The sequence below is a fragment of the Ruegeria sp. BI7 genome (genome assembly GCF_056537925.1).
Genome location: NZ_JBQFSK010000018.1, coordinates 1 through 16,146 on the forward strand (window position 1 = coordinate 1; position 16,146 = coordinate 16,146).

General features: G+C 55.4%; 17 protein-coding genes and 1 pseudogene. 10 read left to right on the forward strand and 8 right to left on the reverse strand.

Going from position 1 to position 16,146, the window contains the following annotated elements; genetic code table 11:
• The first annotated feature begins 108 nt into the window (after positions 1 to 108).
• Together ACR0JB_RS21555 and ACR0JB_RS21560 are read left to right on the forward strand one after the other, a co-directional pair.
• Positions 109 to 1,392: a glycerate kinase type-2 family protein gene (locus ACR0JB_RS21555; protein WP_170400145.1), complete on the forward strand. Its 1,284-nt coding sequence runs from the start codon at positions 109 to 111 to the stop codon at positions 1,390 to 1,392.
• A gap of 552 nt (positions 1,393 to 1,944) precedes the next feature.
• On the forward strand, positions 1,945 to 2,574 hold the full coding sequence (locus ACR0JB_RS21560; protein WP_170379885.1) for a helix-turn-helix domain-containing protein: 630 nt from the start codon (positions 1,945 to 1,947) through the stop codon (positions 2,572 to 2,574).
• Here ACR0JB_RS21560 and ACR0JB_RS21565 read toward each other — a convergent pair.
• The 5 genes from ACR0JB_RS21565 to ACR0JB_RS21585 are packed head-to-tail and all read right to left on the reverse strand — an operon-like array spanning position 2,552 to position 6,915.
• The gene (locus ACR0JB_RS21565; protein ID WP_170379887.1) at positions 2,552 to 3,049 is read right to left on the reverse strand and encodes a GNAT family N-acetyltransferase; all 498 of its coding nucleotides are present in this window, start codon (positions 3,047 to 3,049) and stop codon (positions 2,552 to 2,554) included. The genes ACR0JB_RS21560 and ACR0JB_RS21565 overlap by 23 nt on opposite strands.
• A gap of 28 nt (positions 3,050 to 3,077) precedes the next feature.
• Entirely contained in the window at positions 3,078 to 4,145 is a 1,068-nt protein-coding gene (locus ACR0JB_RS21570; protein ID WP_170362861.1) for a heme-dependent oxidative N-demethylase family protein, read from the reverse strand.
• A 13-nt stretch (positions 4,146 to 4,158) separates the two neighbouring features.
• The gene (locus tag ACR0JB_RS21575) at positions 4,159 to 5,121 is read right to left on the reverse strand and encodes a PDR/VanB family oxidoreductase (protein WP_170362863.1); all 963 of its coding nucleotides are present in this window, start codon (positions 5,119 to 5,121) and stop codon (positions 4,159 to 4,161) included.
• Positions 5,118 to 5,714 (reverse strand): dimethylamine monooxygenase subunit DmmA family protein, encoded by a 597-nt coding sequence (locus tag ACR0JB_RS21580; RefSeq protein ID WP_170400143.1) that lies wholly within the window; start codon positions 5,712 to 5,714, stop codon positions 5,118 to 5,120. The genes ACR0JB_RS21575 and ACR0JB_RS21580 overlap by 4 nt, the downstream gene beginning before the upstream one ends.
• 55 nt (positions 5,715 to 5,769) lie before the next feature.
• Complete coding sequence (locus ACR0JB_RS21585; RefSeq protein WP_170400141.1) at positions 5,770 to 6,915, reverse strand: aminomethyl transferase family protein; 1,146 nt, start codon at positions 6,913 to 6,915, stop codon at positions 5,770 to 5,772.
• A gap of 342 nt (positions 6,916 to 7,257) precedes the next feature.
• Between ACR0JB_RS21585 and ACR0JB_RS21590 the strand changes: the two genes are divergently transcribed.
• The 7 genes from ACR0JB_RS21590 (at position 7,258) to ACR0JB_RS21620 (ending at position 14,151) form a co-directional block, all read left to right on the forward strand.
• Complete coding sequence (locus tag ACR0JB_RS21590; RefSeq protein ID WP_170362869.1) at positions 7,258 to 8,631, forward strand: ammonium transporter; 1,374 nt, start codon at positions 7,258 to 7,260, stop codon at positions 8,629 to 8,631.
• 11 nt (positions 8,632 to 8,642) lie between these two features.
• Positions 8,643 to 8,858 (forward strand): hypothetical protein, encoded by a 216-nt coding sequence (locus ACR0JB_RS21595; RefSeq protein WP_170352110.1) that lies wholly within the window; start codon positions 8,643 to 8,645, stop codon positions 8,856 to 8,858.
• A 146-nt stretch (positions 8,859 to 9,004) separates the two neighbouring features.
• The gene (locus tag ACR0JB_RS21600; protein ID WP_170425617.1) at positions 9,005 to 9,934 is read left to right on the forward strand and encodes a class II glutamine amidotransferase; all 930 of its coding nucleotides are present in this window, start codon (positions 9,005 to 9,007) and stop codon (positions 9,932 to 9,934) included.
• A gap of 1 nt (position 9,935) precedes the next feature.
• Positions 9,936 to 10,619 (forward strand): protein GlxC, encoded by a 684-nt coding sequence (locus ACR0JB_RS21605; RefSeq protein ID WP_480790294.1) that lies wholly within the window; start codon positions 9,936 to 9,938, stop codon positions 10,617 to 10,619.
• Between the two features lie 20 nt (positions 10,620 to 10,639).
• Positions 10,640 to 11,968 (forward strand): FMN-binding glutamate synthase family protein, encoded by a 1,329-nt coding sequence (locus ACR0JB_RS21610; protein ID WP_170352119.1) that lies wholly within the window; start codon positions 10,640 to 10,642, stop codon positions 11,966 to 11,968.
• 79 nt (positions 11,969 to 12,047) lie between these two features.
• Complete coding sequence (glnT, locus tag ACR0JB_RS21615) at positions 12,048 to 13,376, forward strand: type III glutamate--ammonia ligase (RefSeq protein WP_170362875.1); 1,329 nt, start codon at positions 12,048 to 12,050, stop codon at positions 13,374 to 13,376.
• A 64-nt stretch (positions 13,377 to 13,440) separates the two neighbouring features.
• A complete protein-coding gene (locus tag ACR0JB_RS21620) occupies positions 13,441 to 14,151 on the forward strand; it encodes a type 1 glutamine amidotransferase (RefSeq protein WP_170507888.1) in 711 nt (236 codons plus the stop codon).
• 10 nt (positions 14,152 to 14,161) lie between these two features.
• Here the strand turns inward: ACR0JB_RS21620 and ACR0JB_RS21625 are convergent, their stop codons facing one another.
• Positions 14,162 to 14,596, reverse strand: a complete 435-nt coding sequence (locus tag ACR0JB_RS21625) for a group II truncated hemoglobin (protein ID WP_170400131.1) — start codon at positions 14,594 to 14,596, stop codon at positions 14,162 to 14,164.
• 141 nt (positions 14,597 to 14,737) lie between these two features.
• Here ACR0JB_RS21625 and ACR0JB_RS21630 point away from each other — a divergent pair, with 141 nt between their 5' ends.
• Positions 14,738 to 15,580: a DMT family transporter gene (locus ACR0JB_RS21630; RefSeq protein WP_170507886.1), complete on the forward strand. Its 843-nt coding sequence runs from the start codon at positions 14,738 to 14,740 to the stop codon at positions 15,578 to 15,580.
• Here the strand turns inward: ACR0JB_RS21630 and ACR0JB_RS21635 are convergent.
• The gene (locus ACR0JB_RS21635) at positions 15,565 to 15,873 is read right to left on the reverse strand and encodes a hypothetical protein (protein WP_170362883.1); all 309 of its coding nucleotides are present in this window, start codon (positions 15,871 to 15,873) and stop codon (positions 15,565 to 15,567) included. The genes ACR0JB_RS21630 and ACR0JB_RS21635 overlap by 16 nt on opposite strands.
• A gap of 170 nt (positions 15,874 to 16,043) precedes the next feature.
• Positions 16,044 to 16,146, reverse strand: a pseudogene (locus ACR0JB_RS21640) (bifunctional methylenetetrahydrofolate dehydrogenase/methenyltetrahydrofolate cyclohydrolase); the annotation flags it as partial.

The window sequence follows — 16,146 nt, forward strand, 5'->3', positions numbered from 1 at the left end:
GCAAAGGCGCTGTGTCTCTGGATGGCCGTCTGATCGATTATGCCTCAATCCGTCAGGCCGAAGTGCTGGTCGAAAAAGCAGGCCAGATCGCAGCGGCTTGATCGCATCATGACTGTGCAATCGTCCATATCGCTGCGCGATAGAGCCGCCGCCATCTTTGCCGAAGCCGTCGCCGCGGCGGACCCGGCGAAGTGCCTGCGCCAACGGTTGCAATCAGCCCCATTGCCATCACCAGAACATGGCGGGCGCAGCATCCTGATTGCAATTGGGAAGGCTGCCCCTGCCATGATGGAGGAGGCATTGCAGCATGTTCAGGGCGATCATGTCGCCCTGATCGTAACCCATAGCGACAACCGGAGCGAAGTCCCCAGTGCGACGGTTTTGACCAGCGGGCACCCCATCCCGGATGAACGCGGTTTGAAAGCCGGGCGACAGATCATCGCATTGCTCAGCGCAGCACGTAAACAGGATCAAATCATTGCACTGATCTCCGGCGGGGGGTCGGCCTTGGTTCCTGCGCCTGTTGATGGTTTGACCCTTTTGGACAAAATTGCGGTCAATGAGGTTTTGTTGTCTTCCGGGCTGGACATCGTTCAGATGAACCTTGTGCGCCAGCACCTGAGCCAGCTCAAAGGCGGCGGGTTTTTGCTGCACGGCGCACCTGCCCCGATCACGGCGTATATCCTGTCGGATGTCATCGGTGATGATCTTCGGGCCGTAGCCAGCGGACCAACCGCCTTACCAATCGGCAGCCACGCGGACGCCCGCAGAACCTGCATCGAGGCCGGGATCTGGCACCGGCTACCAAAAGCCGTCCGTGCCCATCTGGAGAAGAGTATTCCTGAACATTCCATAGCAGTTGAGGCAACAAATAGCCTGATTGGGTCGAACACATTTAGTTTGGAAGCCGCGTTTCGCTATGCGGCGCAGAAATACCGTACTGAAATTGTGTCCGACGCGTTGATTGGAGATGTGTCCGACGCGGCTGAACGGATTTTCCAAGCAGCCTTGTCCGCCACTTCGAACCGCCCAACCGCCCTGCTGTTTGGTGGTGAAACGACTGTACGTCTGCAAGGAACGGGTTGCGGCGGGCGCAACCAGGAATTGGCACTGCGCGTCGCCCAACTGACGCAAGACCGCACGATACCCGGAAATTGGGTTTTTCTTAGCGGTGGTACGGATGGCCGCGACGGCCCAACATCGGCGGCTGGCGCGATAGTGGATGCAGGGACGCTCACCCGAATCCGCGCGTCGGGACATGACCCTACCGCTCTGTTGGCGAGCAACGACAGTCATAAGGCTTTGACGCTGTCTGGTGATCTTCTGATGACCGGAGCGACCGGGACCAATGTAGCCGACATTCAGGTAATGCTGCTTGGGTCTAACGTTTGAAAGCCCGCGAATAGATCGGCAGATACTTAGATCCGTATTAAGCGATCTTCAGGTTTCAAACTCATCAAAGAGACACACACCGACCACAATTGTTAGATGCTAGCAGGGAACGATTTCGAACCCAAGCCGAACTATGGCAAAGTTATCAAGGGTGTCGGGGAGTCGTCACACCAACTTATAGTCGACAAAGAAATTCTGATGTTCGAATTTCGAGCGGCCCCTGTTTGTCTCACTCTCGGAGTTAGAGATGGTTGTTTTCAATGCGAACGTTCAGGCCTTAGTACAACCAATTATCCAGATTCGGTACAATCTCGTTTGCTACCCACGGCGGTTCTATCACAGAGGTCAGGCATGCTATCGGCAATACCGTCTAGCCATAGAAATTTGAGTTCTAGAATTTTTCTGTCAGCATCATTATTTTACTAGCAGGAAAAAATGGTGCTATGGTAGACCGAGTTGGATTGGGTAATGCACGTCGTCTTCTTGCAGAACCCGTTTGGACAAGTGTAGCAAGACATTGAAAGAACGAAATTGAAAAAAAACGAAAAAGAAATGGCGACAAATCTGACACAGGATCCACATTCTGTTCGCTCGGGTGACAGAGAAAAAGTTCTTGAAGTTGCCATTGGTCGCGAGGTTCGCGCTTTTCGCAAAAAGCAGAATACTACGGTCGCGGAATTGGCTCAGCTGACCGGATTGTCGATTGGTATGCTGTCCAAGATCGAAAACGGGAACACATCGCCTTCCCTGACGACTTTGCAATCGCTTGCTGATGCACTTTCAGTTCCTCTGACAAGCTTTTTCAGACAATTTGAAGAGCGCCGCGAGGCGGTTCATACCAAAGCGGGTGAGGGCGTCGAGTTAGAGCGCGAAGGAACACGCGCCAATCATCAATATAATTTGTTGGGGCATATTGGTGCCAACGGTTCTGGCGTAATCGTAGAGCCCTACCTGATCACACTGACCGTTGAATCCGACGTGTTCCCAACATTTCAACATGATGGAATCGAGACGATCTACATGCTGGAAGGCGAGGTAGATTACCGCCACGGAGACAAGATTTACCCCCTGAAACCGGGTGACACCTTGTTCTTTGACGCCGACGCACCGCATGGTCCGGAACGGTTGGTGAATCTGCCGGCACGCTACATTTCAGTGATCAGCTATCCGCAGACAAATTGACCGGCTTGCGCAACAAGAAATCCGTGGGTCTGTCATAGCCGACGTGGCTGCCGGCACTTACGATTGTAAATCCAAGCCTTGAAAACACACGGTGGTTTTCAGTGAGTTCCACGCGCGTTTCCAGTTCCAACGCTGATAGACCAAGGTCTGCTGCACGACTTGCAGCGTGATCTACCAAAGTGCGGCAGATACCCCGCCCCCGCATTCCTTCCTTCACCGCCAGCTTTCCTAGGTACAAGCTGTTGGCTTTGGGCGTCAAAAACATGCAAGCGAATAGCGGTTGGCCCATGGCCCAGATTTCACCACCACCCCTACAATGCGCCTGCATTCCTTCCACTGTTAAATTATGGATAGACGAAGGAGGATTAATTCGGGCATCCATATACCGAAATGACGCGCGAAGCAGTGCAAGCGCGTCATACAATGCGAAGTCATCGGGCTGAATGAGCCAAGGTGTTTTGCCTGCATCAGTCATATGAGCCAAAACACGGCAAGGTGATCGCTTACTTTGACAAAGGCGGCTCTGTTTCCAGATCCGGCCATATACCGGGAGAGGTCGGTAATCCGTCGTCAAACTGACTAAGGTAGTCCAACATCATTGGGCGGTTGTCGATAAACCCCTTGTAGGTGGCGAGTTCAACCGGAAGGTCGCGAACAACACGGTGCAGCCGGCGACCCCATTTCGGCACCGTCATCAGATCTTGAAAACTGCAAAGATAACAACGGATTGGGAATACTAGCGCGTTTGATCGCGGCAATCGGAAGAATGTTTGCAATTCGACCCGAAGATGCTGCTTATGGGCTATGTTTTCGGGCGTCAGTGTGGTCTTTTGGATGCCCCACTTGTGATAGTTTTCCGGGCTGGTATCCAACAGCGGGTTCACCGTCATGGTCCAGTTCAGCCGCCGTGCTGGCGCGCCCTGTTGAATGTTCAGCAGAAACTTCAGCGCGCGCTTGAAAATCCCCATCTCATGGGCTTTTGGAACCGGCGCGTGCCATTCAAAAAAATTCATGCCGATGTCGAAATCCAGGCTCCAATCGGCCTGGGTCGTGACCATACCAGCGTCCATCCACAACATCTCGTCCCGCTGGTCCAGCACTGCGAAATCGCCTTGCGCCTGCCGGGTAATGTACTCCATCGGCCCGTAAGGCAGCGTGGTTTCATCCATGAAGGTAAAGCTGTGATCGATCCCCAGTGGCTTGTTGATCCAGCGCCACTGATTGCCGTTGCGGTGCAGTTCGAACAGGTCCGGGTAGTCCTCGGATTTGCTGACCATGATCAGTTCCAGCAGGTCCCAGCCCGCCAATGTCATATGCGGCAGAGACTGACAGCGCAGCGGGTCCTGATCAAGAACGATGGCGCGGTCTTTCATTTCCGAGACATAGTGTTCATCCACGTCGAACCGCATCTCATAGACCGAGCCCTCGGGCCCGCCCCGGTGCTGTTCCATGTTGACAGAATACATGTAGCTGTCTTCGTGGAACGGAAACGGAAAGCGTTTGATCGCCCATTCCGAGTTGTGGAACGTATAGTCGTCGCGGAAGGACTCGTCGTTGAATTGAATGGTCATGGTGGGCCTCCTCTCAGCGGTCCAGCACGAGGGACTTGCCCTCGAAACGCGATACGCAGGGCATGATTTTCTTGCCTGCTGCCTTTTCTTCGTCAGTCAGCCAGTGATCGCGGTGAACAAAGTTGCCGTCGTGATCCAACACAACGGTTTCGCATTGGCCACAGGCCCCGCCACGGCACAGATACGGGGCGTCGACACCTTCGCGCTCGATAGCCTCCAGAAGGCTTTCGTTTTCACCCACATGAATGACCTTGTCGGAAGACGCCAGACGCACTTCGAACGGTTTGCCGGGCTGAGGCGCCAAGAACTCTTCGTAATGCACGCAATCTTCGGGCCAGCCTTCGGCGGCGGCAGTATTGCGCACCCAATCGATCATGCCCTTTGGTCCGCAGACATAGACATGGGTGCCCAGGGGTTGCCCGCTGAGAAGGTTTTCCAGATCAATCGCCTGATTCTGATCGTCGTAATACAGATGCGTTTCGTTTGGATGCCTGTCTGTCAGTTGGTCCGCATAAGATGCCAGCGCCTGATTGCGACAGGCATAGTGCAGCTCCCAATGACCGTGCAGCAGTTCGAGCTGTTTGATCTGCGCCAGAAACGGGGTGATTCCGATACCACCGGCCAGAAACAGATGTTTGCGGGCCCGCAAATCAAGCGAGAACAGGTTGACCGGGTAGCTGATGGTCATCTCGTCGCCCAGCTTGACCTGACGGTGCATGAACAACGACCCTCCCCTGCCCTGATCATCGCGGCGAACCGAGATCGTATAGGATGATTGATCGAACGGATCGGACATCAGGGAATAAGGGTTGAGCCGCGTGATGCCGCCATCCTGCATTTCGACCACGGTATGTGCACCGCCCGAAAAGGTTGGCAACTGTCTGCCGTCAACGCGTTCGAACCGGAACCGTGTTACCAATTCGTTCAGCGGGGTAATTTCTGTAACTTTGACCTGAATTTTCTCTGCGCCACTCATTCGTAGATTCCCTTCGGCTCGGGCACGTTCCCATGATCCTCGGCGTCAACGCGGACGCCCTGATAGGCGGCAAGGCGGCGGGAATAGTGGTCGCGCACAAAAAGGTTTAAACCACAGTGCGAGCAGACAAACGGATCGACCTCGACATCATCGGTAATGCCCTTGCAGTGCACACATTGCATACGGCGCGCAGTCGAGCCCCGATGCTCAGTCTGGATCGCGGTATGTGGCAAGCCAACGGCCATCACCTCATTCACAGCCTGACCCATCATGCCCTCTGTGCCGGTCAGATAAACCTGCAACCCCATATGCGCATCCTCCAGCACACGGCGAATGCGCTGTAGCGCGGCCTCATAGGACGGGCCTTCGTAGAATTGCGCGGGATTCAGCGCTTGCAGTTTTGTCGTGAAATCCGTCCCTTTGGGAATATAGATCAAGTGGGTTTTGGCCATCAGGTCAGGTGTCGCGATGTCAAGAACGGCTTCGGCCCCTTCGGCCTCGGCGATCATGAGATGATGTTCACCTGAGCGAACCTCTAGCGTACCCCAGACCGGGCGGCTTGCGATTGACTTGGGAAATTCGAACTTTGACATTTTGCCCTCAAATAGGAAAAGGGCGCCTCGGTGTGTCCGTTGCGCCCCCTTAAACTCAGCCCTTTGCGGTTCTGATAGATTTGTCCTGGTCGTAAAACGGCATCTCTTCCGCAGTCGCTGCTATTTCTGTCCCGTCGCCGTTTCGTACCGTCAGCTGGGTGCCGGGTGAGGCACAGGCGACTGGCATCCGCGCGATACCTACGTTGTGGCCATTGATCTCGGAATACATGCCGAAGGTGACAACGCCGACCTTTTCGCCGTTTTGCAGCAGATCCGCACCCTCATCCGCCGGAATTGTACCGTCCAGTTTGACACCGTAGATCTTGAACCGCTCTTTACCTTTCGAGGCGTAGTGGTTCTCGGCACCGATAAAACCTGTTTTGCCCGGTGAGACTGTAAATTCCAGGCCCAACTCCCAAAGCGTATCGCCGCATGTTTCATCGTCGAACGGATAGGTTTCCGAATTGTCGCCTGGATAGAACAGAAGGTAGCTTTCGGTTCGCAGCAGATCGAGTGTCGAGAACTGGACCGGAACGATGCCCATATCCTTGCCCTCGGCCAGGATGTTGTCCCAAAGGTGCACGGCATGCTTGGCCTGACAGAAAATCTCGTACCCGCGTTCACCGGTGTAGCCGGTCCGCGAAATCATCACCGGGCAGCCATAGAGCTTGGTTTGCATGATACCGAAGTAGGCCAGATCACGAATTCCGGGAACATGCTTGGCCAGGAAGTCCACCGCAACCGGTCCCTGCAAAGACATGTCGTGCATGTCGTCGTCAAAGATGACCGAACAATTCTTGCCAGCCGCCACTGATGCCAGCTGCTCCATACCCGTTCCTGTGCCGTGCACGACAAGCCACGTGTTCACTGACAGGCGGTAGATGATGCAATCGTCAGCGAACTTGCCTTCGGGATTCAGGATCGACGCATAAGTCGACCGACCCGGCATGATCTTTTCCACGTTCCGCGTGGTAACGCGGTCAATAACATAAGCCGCATCTTCGCCGACCACGTGAACCTTTTTCAGACCCGACACATCCATCAGACCGGCCTTTGTACGGATGGCTTCGTAATCCGCCTTGGCGCGTTCCGGGCTATGGTCATAGAACCATGCGGTTCCCATACCGTTCCAGTCTTCTAACTCGCCGCCGATCTCGGCATGGCGCTGCGCAAGGGCGGACGTCCTCCAAAGAATGGCCATTGTTCAGCTCTCCCGTTGATTGCTTTTTTGTTGACCATATTGAGGCCGATGTCAGATTGAAAATCAACACCCATGTGCAGATTTTTTTCCTGTTGGGAATATTAGGCTGCAATTTGTGCACCCTAATACAAATTACCGAGAATGACATAAGTGGTTATTTATCAATGCCATGGGTTGAATTTCGATGGGCCTAAAAGTGCATGAACCAAATGCCTAAAAGATGTTTGCCCCACATATCTATTGACAGGTCGCCAATGAAATTGTCCCCTGAGTAGATAAATATTCCCAGCAGGAAATTCTTCGCAGAAAGACCTCCTGCTGCAACAACAGGGAGACTACGAAGTGGATGGTAATCTAAATGCACTAACGACGGTCTTTACCGAGTTCTACTACTGGGTAACGGTCGTTTTCATGTTCCTGATCCATGTGGGCTTTTGCATGTACGAGGTCGGTGCCAGTCGTGCCCGCAACCATATGCACACATTGATGAAAAACATCATGATCATCCCGCTGGTAACGGTCACATTCTTCTTCTTTGGATGGTGGATTTACTGGGCCTTTCCGAACTTTCCGTTCTGGGGCGGTCTGGACACCGAAGCGGGCGCTGCCAATCTGCCCTGGGCAGATACGATGGCGACCAATTTAAGTGACAGAATCACCGGCGTCTTCTGGGCCGCGTTCTTGCTGTTCTCATGGACTGCCGCCTCGATCGTTTCAGGTTCTGTAATCGAGCGGATCAGATCCTCTGCCCTGTGGGTCCATGCTGTGATGATTGGTTCTGTTTGGTGGATCATAGACGCTGCGTGGGGCTGGCACTATGGCGGCTGGATGGTACGCCTTCTTGGATACCACGACGCCTATGCTTCAGGCGTTATCCACGCGATTGCAGGTGGTTACGCGCTTGGCGTGATTATGGTTCTGGGTCCACGCCTGGGTAAATTTGCCAAGGACGGTACGCCGCGGGATATTCCGCCGCACAACCCCTGGATGCTAACCATCGGGATATTCCTTATCTACACTGGTTTCTGGGGCTTCTACGCCGCGTGTAACGTTCCAGCGATCTCGCCTGAGGCAATCGACGGTCAAATCACAGGTGTGACTTGGACCGCAACCAACATCTATCTAGCCCCAACTACGCTCTCCGCGATTACCTTCAACTTCCTGATGTCGCTGTCCGGCGGGTTGATGGCAGCGTATGTGGTTTCCAAAGGCGACGCCTTCTGGACATTCTCGGGCGGTCTGGCCGGAATTATCACTGCCTCGGCAGGTAACGATCTGTATCACCCGATCCAGGCAATGATCATTGCCGCCATCGGTGTCGTGATCGTTTACAAACTGCACTATTGGGTTGAGCGTCGGTTCAAGCTGGATGATGCCGTTGGGGCTGTCGCCGTGCATGGCTACGCAGGGTTCGTTGGCTTGGTGATTTCGGGCTTTGTCCTCTGGGGTGTGCCTTCTTCTCCATATGAAGGCTACGCGACGATTAACCCGGTCGGTCAAATCACTGGTGCTGTCATCATGTTCTTTGTTCTTGGCTTCTTGCCAGGTTGGATTCTGGCGAAAATTCAATCGGCCGCTGGTGTTCTGCGCATCCCGGAAGAAGTTGAACTTCAGGGTCTCGATTACGCTGAACACCATGCCTACGAAGACGCCAAAGCCGCGATTATTGCAGCCGACAAGGAAGAACTGGCTGCCCGTGGCGTAGCAGCTAAGTAAGGGAGAAAAATATGTCTACCAATGGATATACAAATTGGGCCGTGGATCTGGCCGAAGTCGGACCAATCTATCCCTTCCAAGGTTACGAAGTTCTGATGGTCATTGTGGGCGTCATATTCTGGATCGGATGGCATCGCATCCAATTTGTCCGGGAAGGCGAGCACCTTGAGAAAGCCCGTCACACCGGCGACGAAGAAAAAGTGAAAGCACAGCTGGAACGATACTGATCCTGCTTTGAAAGCTGGCAATGGGCATAAATTAAAATTCTTGCCCATTGCCTCTCAGGAAAATTTATTTCCTATGATTATTGATGTCCGTTTGAATTGTTGGTACCGTAGAATCATAACGAAACACACAAGGAGATCTGCCAGCCATGTGCGGAATTGTTGGATTATTCCTCAAAGACCAGTCTCTTGCGCCCCAACTGGGCAATATGCTGACAGACATGCTGATCACGATGACGGATCGCGGCCCCGACAGCGCGGGGATTGCGATTTATGGTGAGGAATCAGGTGGCAAGACTAAGATGACGCTGCAGTCGCCCAATCCCAAGGACGACTTTGCCGGTCTAGCCGAAGAGCTGGGGCAGCATTTGGGCCTGGTGGTAAGCCAGACTGATAATGACACGCACACTGTGCTAGACGTTCCGGCCGGGCAGTTTGAAGCGGCACGGGCCGCGTTGGCAGAGATCCGGCCTTCGGTCCGGATCATGAGCCGGGGCGAGATGCTGGAGATCTACAAGGAAGTTGGCCTACCCAAAGACGTGGCCGCGCGCTTTGACATCAGCAGCATGAGCGGCACGCATGGCATTGGTCATACACGCATGGCAACGGAATCTGCGGTCACGACGATGGGTGCGCACCCGTTCAACACCGGACCCGATCAGTGTCTGGTTCACAACGGCTCGCTGTCAAACCACAACTCGCTGCGCCGCAAGCTGCGTCGCGAAGGAGTGGTAATCCAAACCGAAAACGATACCGAGGTCGGTGCCGCCTATCTGACCTGGAAGATGATGAACGGGGCCACCTTGGGTGAGGCGCTGGAAAGCAGCCTTGAGGATCTGGATGGCTTCTTCACCTTTGTTGTCGGCACCAAGGATGGGTTCGGCGTGGTCCGCGATCCGATCGCCTGCAAACCGGCAGTAATGGCCGAGACCGATCAATACGTGGCCTTTGGCAGCGAATATCGGGCGCTTGTGAACCTGCCCGGCATTGAAGACGCCCGCGTCTGGGAGCCGGAACCGGCAACGGTTTACTTCTGGTCCCACAACGACAGCCCGACAACGACGGAAAAGGCCGCCTGACATGCAGACCTATGATCTTGAAGCAAACGGCCTGCGCGGGCTGAACGCAACGCTGCAATCGCAATCCACCGAGACGAACCAAACCAGCTGGGAGGTTGTGAACCCCAAGGGCAGCCACGCGATTGCCGTCGGGCTGGACGCGCCCATCGAAGTGACAGTCAAGGGGTCCACCGGCTACTACTGCGCTGGCATGAACCAGCAGGCGACGGTCAAGGTTGAAGGTTCGGTCGGGCCTGGCGTGGCCGAGAACATGATGTCCGGTCAGGTGATCGTCGATGGCGATGCCAGCCAGTATGCTGGGGCCACGGGTCATGGCGGGTTGCTTGTGATCAAGGGCAATGCAAGCTCGCGTTGCGGAATTTCGATGAAAGGCATCGACATCGTTGTGCATGGCAGTATCGGCCACATGTCGGCCTTTATGGCACAGGCCGGTAACCTTGTGGTCTGTGGCGATGCAGGCGACGCGCTTGGCGACTCGCTGTATGAAGCGCGACTGTTCGTGCGCGGCTCGGTCAAAAGTCTCGGCGCTGACTGCATCGAGAAAGAAATGCGCCCCGAGCACCTGGAGATTCTGAAGGAACTGCTGGATCGCGCAGGCGCGGACGCCAGTCCGGAAGAGTTCAAACGCTACGGCTCAGCTCGCGAACTGTACAACTTCGACATCGACAATTCCGCCGCTTACTGAGGAAGAAGGGTATGAAAGATATGGACGATCAGATCCCCCGCACCCTGCCGATCCAGTCGGCGACATTTTCCAACCCGATCAATGCCGAGATCCGTCGCGCCGCGGCCACTGGAATCTATGACATTCGCGGCGGTGGCGCCAAACGCAAGGTGCCGCATTTCGACGACTTGCTGTTTCTGGGCGCGTCGGTGTCACGCTATCCGTTGGAGGGCTATCGGGAACGCTGCGACACCTCGGTAACGCTGGGCACCCGCTTTGCCAAGAAACCGATCGAACTGGACATTCCGATCACCATTGCGGGCATGAGCTTTGGCGCGCTCTCTGGCCCGGCGAAAGAAGCTCTGGGCCGGGGCGCATCGGCAGCTGGCACGTCAACCACCACCGGTGACGGCGGTATGACACCCGAGGAACGCGGTCACTCCAGCAAGCTGGTCTACCAGTATCTGCCCTCGCGCTATGGCATGAACCCAAACGACCTGAGGAAGGCCGACGCGATCGAGATCGTGGTCGGTCAGGGTGCCAAACCCGGTGGCGGCGGTATGCTGCTGGGACAGAAGATTAGCGACCGTGTAGCCGAAATGCGCACCCTGCCCAAGGGTATCGACCAGCGCTCGGCCTGTCGCCATCCTGACTGGACCGGCCCGGATGATCTGGAAATCAAGATCCTCGAATTGCGTGAGATTACAGACTGGCAAGTGCCGATCTATGTCAAGGTTGGCGCGACCCGCCCCTATTATGATACGGCATTGGCGGTAAAGGCCGGTGCCGATGTGGTGGTGATGGACGGGATGCAGGGCGGTACGGCCGCGACGCAGGACGTTTTTATCGAACATGTGGGCCTACCGACGCTTTCGTGCATTCGCCCTGCCGTGCAGGCGCTGCAGGATCTGGGTGTGCATCGCGAGGTTCAGTTGGTGATCTCGGGCGGAATCCGCACCGGAGCCGACGTTGCCAAAGCCTTGGCGCTTGGCGCGGATGCGGTGGCCATTGGCACCGCCGCGCTGGTGGCGCTTGGCGACAACGATCCGAAATGGGAAGCCGAGTATCAGAAGCTGGGCACTACCACCGGAGCCTATGACGACTGGCACGAAGGTCAGGATCCAGCAGGCATTACTACACAGGATCCCGATCTTGCCGCCCGTCTAAACCCGGTCGAGGCCGGACGCCGTCTGCGCAACTATCTCAAGGTGATGACGCTTGAGGCACAGACCATCGCGCGGGCCTGTGGTCACAACCACTTGCACAACCTCGAACCCGAAGACCTATGCGCCCTGACCATGGAGGCAGCCGCGATGGCCCGAGTGCCATTGGCCGGTACCAGCTGGTACCCGGGCAAAGAAGGGTTCTGAAAAATAATTGCGCGGCTCTCTGACAAGGGCCGCGTTTTGCATTTGAACAACGAAAAACAACAGGGAAAGGAAAGCCATCGTGACGACAGATCTCGCAGCTTTCGCAAAAGAAAAAGGCGTCAAATACTTCATGATCTCTTTCACCGACCTGTTCGGTGGGCAGCGGGCTAAGCTAGTGCCCGCACAGGCGATAGCCGACATGCAAGAAGATGGCGCGGGTTTTGCCGGGTTTGCTACCTGGTTGGACATGACCCCGGCGCATCCTGACATGTTGGCAGTGCCGGACCCCTCCTCAGTCATTCAATTGCCGTGGAAGCCCGAGGTGGCTTGGGTTGCTGGCAACTGTGTGATGGAAGGCAAGGACGTCGCTCAGGCACCACGCAACGTGTTGAGACGCCTGATCGGCGAGGCCGCCGAAATGGGCATGCATGTCAAGACCGGCATCGAGGCCGAGTTTTTCCTGTTGACCCCTGATGGCGAGCAAATCAGCGACCCGTTCGATACCGCCGAAAAACCTTGCTATGATCAGCAGGCGGTGATGCGCCGCTATGACGTGGTGCGCGAGATCTGCGACTACATGCTGGAATTGGGTTGGGGACCCTATCAGAACGACCACGAAGACGCCAATGGCCAGTTCGAAATGAACTGGGAGTTCGACGATGTCCTGCGCACCGCGGACAAGCACTCCTTCTTCAAGTTCATGACGAAGTCGGTGGCCGAAAAACACGGCTTCCGCGCTACTTTCATGCCCAAGCCCGTTGAAGGGCTGACTGGTAATGGTTGCCACGCCCATATCTCGGTCTGGGATGCGCCTGGGGCAGAGTCCAAAACGAACGTCTTTGCCGGTGAAGGCGAAGGCCCGACTGGCGAGGTTGGGCTGGGTGAACAGGGTAAGTATTTCCTGGGCGGGATCATGAAACATGCAAGTGCTCTGGCCGCGATCACCAACCCGACCGTGAACAGCTACAAGCGCATCAACGCGCCGCGCACCATGTCGGGCGCGACCTGGGCTCCCAATACCGTGACCTGGACTGGCAACAACCGCACCCATATGGTCCGAGTTCCCGGCCCGGGCCGTTTCGAGTTGCGTCTGGCCGACGGGGCCACCAACCCCTATCTGCTGCAGGCGGTCATCATCGCCGCGGGCCTGTCCGGCATCCGATCCAAGGCTGATCCGGGACGGCGTTGGGACATCGACATGTATGCCGAAGGACACACGGTCACCGACGCCCCTAAACTGCCGCTGAACATGCTCGACGGATTACGCGAATACGACAACGATACAGAGCTGAAAGCCATGATGGGTCAGGAATTCTCAAGCGCATTCCTCAAAATGAAACACCAGGAGTGGAACTCCTTCGTCAGTCATTTCTCACGCTGGGAAAAAGACCACACACTCGACATCTAAACAAATAAGGGGCTGCAGAAATTCTGCTGCCCCACCCCTTCGGTTAGGCAGAGACCCGCACCTCGTGAACATACTGATTTTCCAGCATACGCCGGGCGAAAACCCCGGAGCATTTCTGGAGCACATTTCGTCATGCGGTGATACGGCCAGCATTGTGCATCTTTATGATGGTCAACCGATCCCGCAGCTCGACGAATTTGATTTGCTTCTTGTTCTGGGCGGTCCGATGGACGTCTGGGAAATCGAAGCTAACCCATGGCTTGTGCGTGAGAAGCAAGCAATCAGGACTTGGGTTCAAGACTTCAAACGTCCTTACTTTGGTATTTGTCTGGGCCACCAACTTTTGGTTGACGCGCTGGGTGGGAAATGCGCACGCATGCAAAAGCCCGAGATCGGTGTGCATTCCATCAATCTGACTGATAACACGCGGGGTGATTCGCTGTTCGAGCTCTTGCCTCATCAATTCCGGGTGTTTCAATGGCATGGGGTTGAAGCTATTGATCTACCGGCCAATTCAGTAGTCCTGGCACAATCTGATGCCTCTGCTGTTCAGGCATTGCGGGTTTCAGGCTGTGCGTGGAGCGTACAATTTCACCCCGAGCTTGTTCAGGGCACGATCCAATCGTGGATGGGCGACCCCGCCAACCATCAATGCGCCGTTGATTGGCTTGGCTCTGCAGATGCAGCGTGGGAAATGGTTTCTGACAGCGACAAAATAGTTGAAGAACAATTCAAGATAACATCCAGTATCTATAACAGATTACGACAGATCTGATCACACGCGATCAACCCGGAACCTCAAGGTTCTTTTCGCTGTCTGCTTCAACCCTCCAATCGGGGACATCGTTGACAAGCATCAGCGCAGCGCGGCGCAATGTTGTGCGCATTTTGTCCACCACTGGACCGTCCATTTCGCAATCTGCCAACGCGGCGTCAAAAGTTTCCAGCCAAAGCTCGGCATCCGCTTCACGTATCGGCACATGCGCGTGGATTTCTCGCAAGTCCATATGACCAAATCGCTCACGATAAAATGCACGACCGCCCAAAAACCCGCTCAGGAATTCGAACTGCGCCTGTCTTGTATGAGATAACCCATGACCGCGAAAATGTAGCCTGTGCAGCGAATGCACCGCCGGGTCGGTCTCCATTCGGTCGTAGAACCGCTCGACAAGAGTCCGCAGCTTTTCTTCGCCACCCAGTTGATCCAAAGCCGATGACATAGGTCTCTTCTCCGAGCTGCCGCTGTCAATAAATATTGCATATCAGGAAAATAAGTTTATCACCAGTGACATGTTGGCGCGGTTGATATCGAGAGAAGAATACGAGTTTTCCGGGTATTCCCAGTTACGCGAGGCGACCGGATGAGTGCCCTTGCATTGGGACTGCTGGCAGCATTGTGCTGGGGTTTTCACGATCTTGCCGTGCGATATGTCAGCCAGACCGTCAGTGTCATTGCCGCATTGATGGCCGTGCTGGTTGCAGGGGCGCTGTTACAGTTCGGTCTTGTGGCAATCTGGGTTGGGTTCGCCACCATGTCCGCCAAGGCCGTGTCATACGCGGTTATAGCGGGCGGCTTCTACTTACTGGCTGGCCTCAGTATGTATGCGGCGTTTCAGCGCGGGCCTGTACGTCTGGTCGCTCCGCTTGTCGCCAGCTATCCGGTCTTGTCTGTCTCACTTGCGATATGGCGCGGTTCCGAGGTCAGCATCTGGCATTGGCTGGCGATCATTGCCATTGGTGTCGGCGTGTCCATTGTATCGACCCAATCGGACGACAGTACGGAATACCCTGCCGCCGGGCCGACGATTGCCTTTTCCATACTTGCTGCAATCGGGTTCGCTGCAACGTTCGCTTTGGGTCAATATGCAGCCGAACTGGGCGACGAATTCACTGTTTCACTGATTGGCCGTCTAACCGCTATCCCTGTGCTGGCGACTATCGCCGTTGCATCTCGCAAGTCGCTTTGGCCGGGCACACGCGCCCTGCCCCTATTGTGCCTAATGGGTGCGCTCGATGCGGTGGCGATTCTATGCGTCGTGTCTGCCGGTGGGTTGCCTAATGCCCAATACGCGTCCGTTACAGCGTCGATCTTCGGGTTGTTGACCGTTGTTTTGGCCTGGGCAATTTTGCGAGAGGAAATGGCTTTCGTTCAATGGCTTGGATGCATCATCGCTTTTGCGGGAATCGGCTACCTCGCGATCTGAGCATCTCCCTTATCCAACGCAACCCTATGGGCCTGATGGGCTGCAATCGCACTGTTCAGTATGCAATCAACTTCGCCCGGACGAACGGGTCCGGGATAGTGCCATGCCCCGGGGCGAATGAGGTCTTTGTGTACCTGTAATTCACTTCGCAGGTTGAGTACGTCAATATGCGCAGGTACATCAGGTAAAAGCAGGACAGCATAGACATCCGCCGCCCCGTTCAGTTGCTTGATCTGAGTTCGACATTCGTCCTGCGACATATCTTTGCCCCAGAATTGCTGATCCAGTGCCATGTCCGTTTGTGCCGCGCGAGTTATCAAAGTGCGGACGCGTGCAACATTCGTCGAAGAGTGGCCAATTGATACAATCACCATACGCGTGGCGCGGCCCGCCAAACGCCAATATTGTAGCACTTTGGAACTGGCCGACTTGCTACCGCCTGAACGAAGAACGGCAGCAAATCTCAAGCTGTCAGGCCTTCGGGCTCTGGCAAGGCATTGGCGCGGCAGCAGGCGGTCAGCGTGTTGGCCAGCAGGCAGGCGATGGTCATTGGTCCGACGCCACCG